Annotated in this window: 11 protein-coding genes; 7 read left to right on the top strand and 4 right to left on the bottom strand. The window is 37.1% G+C overall.

Annotation, left to right across the window (positions count from 1 at the left end):
- Positions 1–22: 22 nt before the first annotated feature.
- Entirely contained in the window at positions 23–991 is a 969-nt protein-coding gene (locus BLP57_RS17090) for a tyrosine-type recombinase/integrase (RefSeq protein WP_092073473.1), read from the top strand.
- 124 nt (positions 992–1,115) lie between these two features.
- Entirely contained in the window at positions 1,116–2,780 is a 1,665-nt protein-coding gene (locus BLP57_RS17085; RefSeq protein ID WP_092073470.1) for a hypothetical protein, read from the top strand.
- A 128-nt stretch (positions 2,781–2,908) separates the two neighbouring features.
- Here BLP57_RS17085 and BLP57_RS18400 read toward each other — a convergent pair whose 3' ends face one another.
- A complete protein-coding gene (locus tag BLP57_RS18400) occupies positions 2,909–3,454 on the bottom strand; it encodes a zinc ribbon domain-containing protein (RefSeq protein WP_092073467.1) in 546 nt (181 codons plus the stop codon).
- Positions 3,455–3,585: 131 nt separating this feature from the next.
- On the opposite strand from BLP57_RS18400, the gene BLP57_RS17075 reads away from it, so the two are divergent.
- Both BLP57_RS17075 and BLP57_RS17070 read left to right on the top strand, forming a co-directional pair.
- On the top strand, positions 3,586–4,629 hold the full coding sequence (locus BLP57_RS17075; protein WP_092073464.1) for a hypothetical protein: 1,044 nt from the start codon (positions 3,586–3,588) through the stop codon (positions 4,627–4,629).
- Positions 4,630–4,638: 9 nt separating this feature from the next.
- Positions 4,639–5,454 carry a hypothetical protein gene (locus BLP57_RS17070; protein WP_092073460.1) on the top strand — a complete coding sequence of 272 codons (816 nt, stop codon included), beginning with the start codon at positions 4,639–4,641 and terminating at the stop codon, positions 5,452–5,454.
- Here the strand turns inward: BLP57_RS17070 and BLP57_RS17065 are convergent.
- Entirely contained in the window at positions 5,413–6,285 is an 873-nt protein-coding gene (locus BLP57_RS17065; RefSeq protein WP_092073457.1) for a hypothetical protein, read from the bottom strand. The genes BLP57_RS17070 and BLP57_RS17065 overlap by 42 nt on opposite strands.
- A 406-nt stretch (positions 6,286–6,691) precedes the next feature.
- Between BLP57_RS17065 and BLP57_RS17060 the strand changes: the two genes are divergently transcribed.
- Positions 6,692–7,108: a hypothetical protein gene (locus BLP57_RS17060; protein WP_092073454.1), complete on the top strand. Its 417-nt coding sequence runs from the start codon at positions 6,692–6,694 to the stop codon at positions 7,106–7,108.
- A 90-nt stretch (positions 7,109–7,198) separates the two neighbouring features.
- A complete protein-coding gene (locus BLP57_RS17055; protein WP_092073451.1) occupies positions 7,199–8,023 on the top strand; it encodes a hypothetical protein in 825 nt (274 codons plus the stop codon).
- A 38-nt stretch (positions 8,024–8,061) separates the two neighbouring features.
- Here the strand turns inward: BLP57_RS17055 and BLP57_RS17050 are convergent, their stop codons facing one another.
- Positions 8,062–8,319 carry a DUF6809 family protein gene (locus BLP57_RS17050; protein WP_092073448.1) on the bottom strand — a complete coding sequence of 86 codons (258 nt, stop codon included), beginning with the start codon at positions 8,317–8,319 and terminating at the stop codon, positions 8,062–8,064.
- A gap of 114 nt (positions 8,320–8,433) precedes the next feature.
- On the opposite strand from BLP57_RS17050, the gene BLP57_RS18815 reads away from it, so the two are divergent.
- Positions 8,434–8,652: a helix-turn-helix domain-containing protein gene (locus BLP57_RS18815; RefSeq protein WP_092073445.1), complete on the top strand. Its 219-nt coding sequence runs from the start codon at positions 8,434–8,436 to the stop codon at positions 8,650–8,652.
- Between the two features lie 569 nt (positions 8,653–9,221).
- Here the strand turns inward: BLP57_RS18815 and BLP57_RS17040 are convergent.
- Entirely contained in the window at positions 9,222–9,914 is a 693-nt protein-coding gene (locus BLP57_RS17040) for a recombinase family protein (RefSeq protein ID WP_092073442.1), read from the bottom strand.
- Positions 9,915–10,447: the final 533 nt, after the last annotated feature.

The following is a 10,447-nucleotide window of genomic DNA, read 5'->3' as shown; positions in this document are numbered from 1 at the left end:
AATAAAGAAAGGATGGTATACTATGGGAGTTTGTAAGAAGATAAAAAGGAGGGCCGATCAGGAGCGGAATGTGTGGGAATTATTCCGGATGTTTAAGAATGAGAAAAAAATCCTGGGACTTTCTGAGAGTACATTACAGAACTACGAAGACAGCTTGAAGCGTTTTATGGATTACATGGAATGTACAGATGCGCCAATCCAGGAGATTGATTACGATGATGTTTTGAGCTTTACACAGGGATTGCAGGAAGAAGAATTAAGTGTATCTTCAATAAATCATTACCTACGTGATATCCGTGCATTTTTTAATTGGTGCAGTAAATCAGGATACTGCCGCAAGATAGAAGTAAAACTTGTAAAAGGGCAGGAGACGGTGAAAGAAACTTACAGTGAAGAAGAACTGAAGGCTTTACTGGAGAAGCCCCAAAGGGATTCTTATTGTGAGTGGAGATGCTGGGCGATTATTAACTGGATTCTGGCTACGGGAAATCGTGAGAAAACAATTTGTAATGTGAGGATGCGGGATATAAATCTTCCGGATGAAGAAATAGTGTTGAAGCAGACAAAAAATAAAAAAATTCAGATAATTCCTATGAGTACAGAGCTGTCGTTTGTCCTTACACAGTTTATACGAGATTTTCGAAGTGAAGCAGATGATGATGAGTTCTTGTTCTGCAATGTGTCTGGAGAACAGTTGACAGAGAATGCCTTGAAATTATCTATTCGTGATTACAATGCAGCAAGAGGCGTGAAAAAGACCAGCGTTCATGCGCTTAGACATACGTTTGCTAAACTTTGGATACATAATAATGGAGATGTGTTCCGACTGCAAAAAATGTTGGGGCATTCAACACTTGATATGACTCGAAATTATGTAAACCTTTTTGCCGCAGATCTGAAAGAAGGATTTGATGAATATAGTCCATTAGATAGAATGGTAAGAAAGAGAAGGAAAAAGCATACGATAAAAAGAAATAAACCAACAGCTTAGGTTTGGTTGGACTGGCAGCAGTTGGCTGCTGGTCCTTTTAAAGGTTTGGGTATTGCTGAATGCGAAAATTTGTCTTATTCTAAGAGCAGGAGAAAAATTTCGCAAATGAGGAAAAGGAGAGACTATGGCAGAGGAAAATAAGGCTGTAGAACTGCATGGGGAAGAATCGGAGAAGAAAAAATATATATCAGATGTCCTAGATATTGATAAGCTCATAGAGGAATACGGAAACAAGATTATGCTTATCGCAGGTGTTGGTTCTGGAAAAAGTACATGGGTAAAGGATGTTCTGACACAAAAAGGAAATGTACTGTTTATAACTTCCAGGCGTGCAAAGGTAGACGAGGATATTGCACACTCATGTTTTACAAGCTTTGTGCGCGAACAGGACGGGCAGAGAGAAAACCTGATAACGAATGCTAAACTTGGATACATTTTGATAAATGCTCATGCGGACATGCAAATGACAGTAGATAATTTCCTGAACTGCTATGAGTACATTGTTGTTGATGAGATACATTCAATGGCTTCAGATTCGACTTTTGCCAGATCTTCGTTTGATGTGCTTACATTCATTGAGTATGCAGCAGAACAAGGCCATAAGGTTATTGTAATGACAGGAACTCCAGAACCAGTTCAGTCTTATTTTCGGAACAATGGTTGGCATATAGAGGATTACAGAAAAATTTGTAATTATGTTAAACCGGAGGCTATAAAATATATTTATAAGGAAAAAAGAGTGGATGTTATCAAGGAGGCCTTGGAAGAAAATAAGAAGGTTATCTACTTTGTAAATAACACAGCTACTATCACAGAGACAATCAGAGAAGTATTGGATAAGAGAATTGGAGAGATTGAAAAAATTGCTGTCATAGTTTCGGATGAAAAAAGAAAAGATATGGACGCAGCTTTAAAGGAAAAATTCCCAGGCTACAATGAAGAAATCAATGACCAGGTATATACAAGTCTTATTCAGAACCAAGTACTTCCGGAAGAATGCGAGATCTTAATATCCACATCAAGATTAAAAGAGGGAGTGGATATTTTAAATGAGAATGCCTGTGTAATCTGTGATAACCATATTCTGTCCAATTTAATACAGTTCTTTGGTCGTGTACGTGTTGGGGGCGGTACAGTTTATATCATTGAAGATGCACAACAGCATGAGATTAAACATGATAAACTTTTGTATGAGTATGCGAAGCAACAGGAAATAACTGCTGCCAATAAATTTGTTGACACATATATAAAAGAGCAGGAAGATGTGTTTGAATATGGCCCGACATTTTCTCTGATAAGGTTTGTGGAGCAGAATCCATATATCCGGTACAACTTTATAAAGAAAAAATTTCAGCTTTTCGAGATAAAATATAACGAGGAAATACGGTTATTGAATATCAAGGACTGGAAAGAAGAACTTCAGGACTATTGTGAGGAGTATGGAATAAAAATGCCGCTGCTTATACCAAGATATAAAATGCAGGGTATTATTGAGGAAGGATTTACTAAGAATCTTGAGCCAGATAAAAGATTCTATGGTGAGGATATTGAAAGGATTAAAGGAATAATCAGAAGAAATTATGGAATCAAGTATGCTCAGATTAAGAAAATTAATGAAAGTTTGGAAGAGCAGGACGTGTCGTTTAGAATATATTCGGGAAAAGAAACATCAAAAGAGCATAGAAATGAAACCTATTATCAGATAATATCTCCGGAAGAACTGGAGGCGAGAGCCAAAAAGTCAAAGAAAAAAACTTCGAGAAAATCTAAAAAAACTGCTTCAAAATAGTGGATACATAGTAAAGGCCGAGAAGAAATTCTCGGTCTTTGTGTATATAAGGTTGAACAATTTGATGAGGTATTAATAAGGATGTAAAGGCTCTGGATGACCGGGAAGAGGAGTGATTATCTCCACCCTTACTTCCCCGCACCTGGCCACCAGGTATAGCCACACTTCTGACACAGGTTCTTCTTTTTGGTTGATCCCAGTACTCCCCACATAATACTGTAACCTCTCTCCTGAGTTGTTACCGACGTTGATCCGCACTTTGGACAGCGAACAACGTTAGGATCGGGAATATCGGCAGTATTGAATTCGAAGTATTGGAAGTTGTGGTCGATACAATCAAGAGCAAGTTTATCTGCTAAATATCCATTGCCATGGTTATGAGAGTCATTCCACCAATTAAAATGTTCATTTATATTTCTTAAAACTTTTGTTGCTTCTTTTGGAAAAGTTTCAAGATTACCTTTATACATGCTTTTGATTCTTCTATAAAATTCCCCTTTTTCATAATCAGTCAATTTCGCATAATAATTTTTAAGTTCTGTCATATCATATTCTGCTCCATCAACAAGGCAAGTATTTTCTTTATGTATATAATTCAAAGGAAACCCACAGTGAATACAGGCAGGTGCTTTATCAGAAACTTCTTTACCACACTCGGGGCATTTAATAAGCATACGGAACTCCTCCTTTTTATTGCTATTATTGTACTATTAATTTTATCATACTATAGTCATTAAGTAAAATCGGAAATCTAAAAAAGGCAATAAAAAATGGAGATACGGATACTATCTCTGATGCTTTAAAAATGTTTGGGGATCAGGATTCAGCTGCCAAGTGGTTCGGACATTTAAATACAAAATCTGATGGAAGTTCTGTTATTTCTGATGGAATAATAGACATTTTCCAAGGAGCTTTTAAGAATATCGACGCTGATGCGGTAAAAAAGAATATAGCTAAAGGTGCAAAGGCAGAATCTTCATCTCTCGGAGATATACTCTCTGATGGAATTGGCAACCTTGTAGGCGGTGTCACATCATTTGGCAGTGGTATTTCTGCTGTACTTGGTTCTGTCGCGCAATTTGCTATTCCTCTTATTCTTGGAGGACTTGCTATTCATGCTGGTAAATCCTTATGGAACAATGTACTGACTAATAACAATGCAAACAAGAAATATGAAGAATCTTCACAGAAATACGATAATGCGGTATCTGAGCGTGACTCACTTCAGTCAGAATACAACACGAATAAAGAAAGATACTATGAACTCAATGCTAAAGAGAACCGTTCTACAGATGAACAGGCAGAGCTTGAAAATCTAGCATCGAAGAATTCCTTAATGGAGTCTCAGCTGAAAGTCAAAGACAACCTGGTTGATGCGACACAAAAACAGCAGGCTTTAGATGCGAAGGATGCTCTTGAGAAAAGTGGACTTCGTACAGACAAAACTTCAGCTCATTGGTATGAGAATGGATTACTCCGCGGGAAAACAGGTGTTAAATATCAGGATGACATCGATGAAGCCAATGACATGATTGAAAAGCTTAACCGTCAGAAGGCCGAGCGAGAAGAACTCATCAGTAATGAGAGTAATTATAGTCCTGAAAAATTCAAGAAGAAACTAGCATCTATCGAAGATGATATTTCAACAACAGAGGGACAATTAACAGATTCTGTAGCTGATATTTCTGATAAAGCTCAGGATCTCTGGGATGATAATGGTAATCTCATAGACGAATCTGCAAGAAATACTGCTAAAAGAGTGCAACAACTTACAGATAACTACAAGAAAGCTGTCGGTTCCACTTCTACTACTTCCGACAAGATGAATAACATCTTTGCACTCTCTTAGTTCTCAGATTTGAAGGATAAACTCATTGCCGCAGGTAAATCCGGTGGTACAGATGCTATCCAGAAAATGATTGATGACACAGACGGTCTTAAAGATGCAATGAGCAATGCCGGACTTACTGCGGATGATCTCAAGGATAGTATTATGTCTATAGCAGATCCTGACGCGAAGAATCTGGAAGGTATCAAGGAGAATCTTAAGGATATATTCGGTAAGGATGGTCTTGGACAGTCTGATTTCTTCAAAGGTAAAACGGATGAAGAGCTTGAGAACTTTTGGGATTATCTTCAGGACAACAACTATAATCCTAAGCAGATGAAATGGGATGAGAAAACCACTAAGGAAAACTTCGAAGCAGCACAGGAAGCTAAGAAGAAAACTCCAGAGGAATCTGCCACATTCGCTTCTAAGTTTAAGAATGCAGCAGAAGATACTGCTACTGACATTGATACTGTAACAGATAACTTCCAATCTGACATGAAGAATATCCAGTCTGCTATGGAATCCGTAACAAACGGTACATTCCAGAATTCTGATATGGCAGATCTGATCCAGCAATTCCCGGAATTAAGTAATGCCAGTGGTGACTTGAAGGATAATCTTCAGGATCTTGCCATGAATAAAGGTGCTGAGGCCATTGGTAAGATCAGGGATTCTGTAAAGGATGTTACAGACCCGAAGCAGTTAGCACAGGCGGATAAATATGTTCAGAGTATCATGGATACGATGGACAGCCAGAGCAGAATAATCATTTTGCTCCGGCTACACTATATAGAAATAAGGTTAACAATTTATAGAAAGAATTTGGTCCAAAAAAGATTGTAATATATCTAATAATTTGTTTGTATCTGAAGAGATAGTGGATTCGTTTTTTAATGTATTCAAAATAATTTGATGTTCAGGAAAAAAATAAGATATAAAATTTTTTATAGAATATATAAAGTGATTTATTTCTTGAATACATTTTTGTTCATTATTTATATACAGATTTCGTTTTATTATATAAGTAGCATACGATAAACCATTCATGTAATTTAAAAGACAAAAATTATATAATTGTTGTGGATTAGGACTTTCTGAAAAAGAGTTAATGTTGTTGGCTGATTCGTTAAGGCGGCTTAAAAAAAATGTAGTATTAAATGAAGAAACCTCTTCTTTTAAGTTTGTAAATTTTTCAATAATATTTTGGTGGGCATCTGTAGGTAGATGTTTTAAAAGATTAAAATCAAAATTTTCAAAAATTAACGCTAAGTCTTCAAAATTGCATTCAAATCCTAATTCTAATGTGTTTAAAGTATTTTTAAATTTAAGTTTGTCAGATAAAGATAAAGTATTATATAGAGAAGAAAGGGTATCATTGAATGATGATAAACAATCAGAAATATCCTCGGTATAAAATCTATAATCCCATTTAAAACGTTCTTCAGCAGAAGAGGTATCTATTTCAAAAAGATACATATATATTTTTATGATATCCTGCTTTTTTATTTTTTTTAGACGTCTACTTTCTATTTGAGACATCCAAGCTCTGTTTTTACCTATTGCTAACGAAAGCTGTTCGGCAGTAATTTTTTTGCCATTTTTGGAATGAGTTTGTCGAAGTTTTTTTATCATAGCTGCAAGATCTTCTGTGAGAGTTAATTTTTCTGCACTCATATTATACACCATCCTTTCAAACATTATATTAACATATAAATAAGTAACAATCAATAAAAATCACCAAAAATAAAAAAGAGTGGTGAAAAATATGAAAAATAATTGACAAACGGTGAAAAAATAGGTATTCTTTAAGGGTACAAAAAAAGTCTCAGAGGCAAACCCTGAGACTTTGATGTATCGAGAAGAATGTTGGCGCATCCTTTTCGAATTAGCACGGACTCACGAATGAATCAGTACTTATGTTTTTCACATTTAGTATATCATTGATTTCATTTCGTGACAAGTCTGTCAGTTATTTCTTATAATAATATTCTATAGGATACGAGGTACGAGAGACTGTTTCCTCAACAAAGGGACAGGCTGGTTTGTATCCCGGACTCGGAATCCAGAAAGGAAATAAATTATGAAAAATCCTTATATTAAGGAGGAAAGACACTTGGAGATTAAGGGTAACATGATCCCTGTTACAGATGAGGCATTGATGGAGGAACTGGAAGGTTTTTCTGAAAGGTTATTCAAATTTGGCAAGTACCTTCAAAAAAATACTACAGTCACACCTGATCTTGTCTTTGATAATAAGGGGGATAAGGTCTTTGACGTGATATTCTGTGAAATTGCAAAAAAACACGGAATATCATCTGAAGAAGTTCGAGAATCATTAAGAACAACAACAGGTATTATGCTTGCTTGGGATATGAAGTTGAAGATTGACTTTTATTCTGCTTTTGCAATGGGAAGAGATGAGCCAATGTTAGAGGATTTCATATTATACATGTATGCGGGCATGATACAAGCAGAGGTACAGATAGAAGATTATTAATGAATCTCGCTCAGGAGAGGAAAATATATTCCTCTTCTGAGAAGTTTGAAAAGGTCTTATTAGAATTATAAGTGAGGAAACAGATAAGAAATGAATGACAATGATTATCAAAAATATGTAAAAGTGTTTGAAACATGGAATGAAAATCGGACTCCGTTAACATTGCGATGGAAAGATGAGGAATATACATATTATCCGGATTCTTCAGAAGAATTTAGGCCGTGCTATTTGGAAACTATTCCAGAAAATGAACAGGTACGTTTCTTTAAAGCAAGGAATGAAATGCCTAAAAATTGGTGGGTGTCTGATCGAGGCACGATTATTCGTATAATTGGAAATGAAAATGATGGATATCAGGCGGCCTTGTATTATGGACAAGGTGAAAAACGTCTACAGGTCAGAATTAAGGAACAGGCTTATGCAAGAGAAGCAATCGTGGGAATTGTTTTTGAGGATAAAATACCATGGATTGATGAAAAAGCAGCGGAGTGTATAGAAAAATATGGCCTAGCAGCATTCAGACGGAATGGTGAAGGAATAGAGGTGCATCATTGTAAAGGATATGCTACGTTTAGTAGTAGAACTGAAGCAATGAATAATTTAAAGATAAATTGTGACTTAAATAATATACGTTTTTTGCCAGCTAATGTGCATAAAGTATTGGGATATATTCAACCCAATATGAAGCGTCTGTATTCTGATACAGAAACGATAGAAGATATTCATGCAATTAATGAAGCATTGGTACGCGCTGATGTTAAGGAAACAACTATTGTGAGTCCCGGAGCAAGTGGAAGACAAGGCGATATTCGATGTTTAGGAGACACTGTTACTACTTTAGATGGAAGACAAATGAGTTTTGAAAATGCAATAAAGGATATGCTACAAGGGATGATTTTGAAAAAGATAAACTAATCATATGTGGGGTAAGAGTATAGACTTTTACCCCGATTTTATTTCCCGAACACTTCACACATCATCTTCACTCCAAGACAGAAGCCGTTTCTGAAATTCTGCTCCAACTCGTCTGCCAGAAGATTAAGGTTCTCATCCATGACCTGATCCAGAGCGGCCGCCTGATCTTCTGTAAGTTGTTCTTTAAGAACATGATAACCATGTAAAGCCTGATCCTTATGTATACGGTACTTGTCCAGGGCGTCTAGTGTGGCTGCACTTACATGTGAGTTGTAAAGCTGATCTATGATATCCATGATTCTGTGATCCTCCTTGGAATGAAACATTTTTACTACATTATAGTTATTTTAATGACTATAGTCAACAATAAGACTATCCCGTATTCTGAAATATAGAAGGGAGAGGTCGAGTTGATAGTTTATAGTCCATTCTGGGATACATTAAAGAAATCATCAGAATCCACATATACGCTTATTAACAGGTATCATGTTTCAAGTGCTACCATTGATAAACTGCGGAAAAATAAGCCAGTGAATACAACAACATTAAATGATCTCTGCCGGATTTTGAACTGTGAGATACAGGATATTTGTAAGTATGTTCCATCAGACACAGACCAGAGCTTATAGAGGTGAATACGAGAGAAGATGATCGTGATTTTTCAATGAGTTTTGATGGAATGCGAAATTTTTTTGCAAGCCTTAGAGAGTGCAAAAATTTCGCAAATGATGATTTTCTCGTATGTAGTAAAGGATTTCTGCGGATATTTTGTAGTAACATGTCGGAAACTTACAGCGGATAAACAGACAAACCAGCAGGACTTCAACACTGCCTGCGCGCGTACGATAACATCATTTCAAGTGCCTCCGCAACACTGTTTATTCCAGATACAACCAGTACTTTCCTAGGCCGTAAGCAGTATTTCACTCGGATCTGGAAACTCCTGAGTATCCAACATACAGCTCATTTTTTCTGAGCTTGAGCCATAACATAATCGATAACAAAAAATGCCTGGACAACCGTAATAAGCTGTCTAGGCATTTCGTTTCTTTGTATCTTTGTAGTGATTCATGAGGCAACATCCGTGCAGGTAAGAAGCAAATCACACTGTATGGCTCAAATCTGGTCGCTGCATCTCCTGGCCTACACTTTTTTGACTGCCTCGAAAACAGAGACTTATTTCTACTGTACGTTGGATTTAAGCAACAGTATTTGACAGTAGTTCTTTCTTATACTTGTAGAACGTTTTTCTGGTGATCCCAGCCTGGCGGATAGTTTCGATATCATTCAGTGATCCACCAAAGGATTTATTGTGTTTCAGGATGATCTCTTTCGCAGCCACGGACTTTTTAGTAACTAGGCGAGTTCCAGGCTTCTGACCGATCTGCTTACCAGCTAGTCTGGCTGTCTCGATTCCCTCTGCGGTTCTTTGGTGTAAATCCTGTACTTCCTTCTCAGCCTGTTCGAATGCAAGCCTGATCTGCTCCTTTGCCAGTGCCAGGAGATACTTGTTCACGCCATCCAGGATAAAGTCCACGTTGGTTCCTGTGGTCGGAATACCGCCCTGTAAAGCTCTCTTGTACGTGTCTGTGTTGATGTGTGGCTCTTTCAGGAACACCAGGTTAATGCCCTGGTTGAAAAGTTTCTGATATAGGAGAAAGCCTTCCTCTGCATTACGGGACATTCGACTGACAGAATCAAAGATGATCGTATCACCAGGCTTCACGGTCCGTAAAAGCTTGTCCAGATCCTTCCTTCCCTGGAATTTTGTTCCGGTGAATACTTCTTTAATGATATGTGCCTGTGGATGTGCGGCAAGGATATTCCTCACCTGTCTGTCGATATTCTGCTTCGGTGTACTGATTCTGGCATAGCCGTATTCTTTACTCATGTTTTCTTCCTCCTGTGGTGGTATTTCTGACGAACGTTATTTTTACTACTGCATCTGCACCGTCAACCTGGGATGCTGATATCAGTTTTACTACTAATTCCGTATACGTCAGATTTACTACTCTTTCTGATCTTATTGTACTAGATGGAATCGTGGAAAATCGTTTATTTTACATCTTTTTTTGTATTTATCCCGGGGTGCTTTCAACTGGAAAAAGGGCTTGTTTTTTCTGGATATTCTTAAGCTGGTTGATGTCTACACAGACTGAAGAAATGATAGTAAAATGTGTGAGAATTTAGTTGACAGTTGGAGAAAAAACAGATAAAGTTTTATTAAAATATAAAAGGATTATACTATATAATCAGGAAGTCTAAATTAACAAAATCTGATAAAACCCTTTGTGACTTCAGAATTTAGCATGAATGGAAGCCGATGTGCGACTCTTAATCAGGGTGTCCAGGGTTCGAACCCCTGAAGACGCACTAAAGGCACTGTTTTTGCAGATATAGAGCTGCGGGGACGGTGTTTTTTTG

Origin of the sequence: Blautia sp. SF-50, assembly GCF_900101315.1 — a bacterium.
Taxonomy (GTDB): Bacteria; Bacillota; Clostridia; order Lachnospirales; family Lachnospiraceae; genus Blautia_A; species Blautia_A fusiformis.
This window is presented reverse-complemented; position numbering and strand designations above follow the sequence as displayed.

Excerpts from the sequence above, each read along its gene's own strand:
- BLP57_RS17090 (WP_092073473.1), top strand. The coding sequence starts at position 23 with ATGGGAGTTTGTAAGAAGATAAAAAGGAGGGCCGATCAGGAGCGGAAT.
- BLP57_RS17085 (WP_092073470.1), top strand. The coding sequence starts at position 1,116 with ATGGCAGAGGAAAATAAGGCTGTAGAACTGCATGGGGAAGAATCGGAG.
- BLP57_RS18400 (WP_092073467.1), bottom strand. The coding sequence starts at position 3,454 with ATGCTTATTAAATGCCCCGAGTGTGGTAAAGAAGTTTCTGATAAAGCA.
- BLP57_RS17075 (WP_092073464.1), top strand. The coding sequence starts at position 3,586 with ATGTTTGGGGATCAGGATTCAGCTGCCAAGTGGTTCGGACATTTAAAT.
- BLP57_RS17065 (WP_092073457.1), bottom strand. The coding sequence starts at position 6,285 with ATGAGTGCAGAAAAATTAACTCTCACAGAAGATCTTGCAGCTATGATA.
- BLP57_RS17060 (WP_092073454.1), top strand. The coding sequence starts at position 6,692 with ATGAAAAATCCTTATATTAAGGAGGAAAGACACTTGGAGATTAAGGGT.
- BLP57_RS17055 (WP_092073451.1), top strand. The coding sequence starts at position 7,199 with ATGAATGACAATGATTATCAAAAATATGTAAAAGTGTTTGAAACATGG.
- BLP57_RS17050 (WP_092073448.1), bottom strand. The coding sequence starts at position 8,319 with ATGGATATCATAGATCAGCTTTACAACTCACATGTAAGTGCAGCCACA.
- BLP57_RS17040 (WP_092073442.1), bottom strand. The coding sequence starts at position 9,914 with ATGAGTAAAGAATACGGCTATGCCAGAATCAGTACACCGAAGCAGAAT.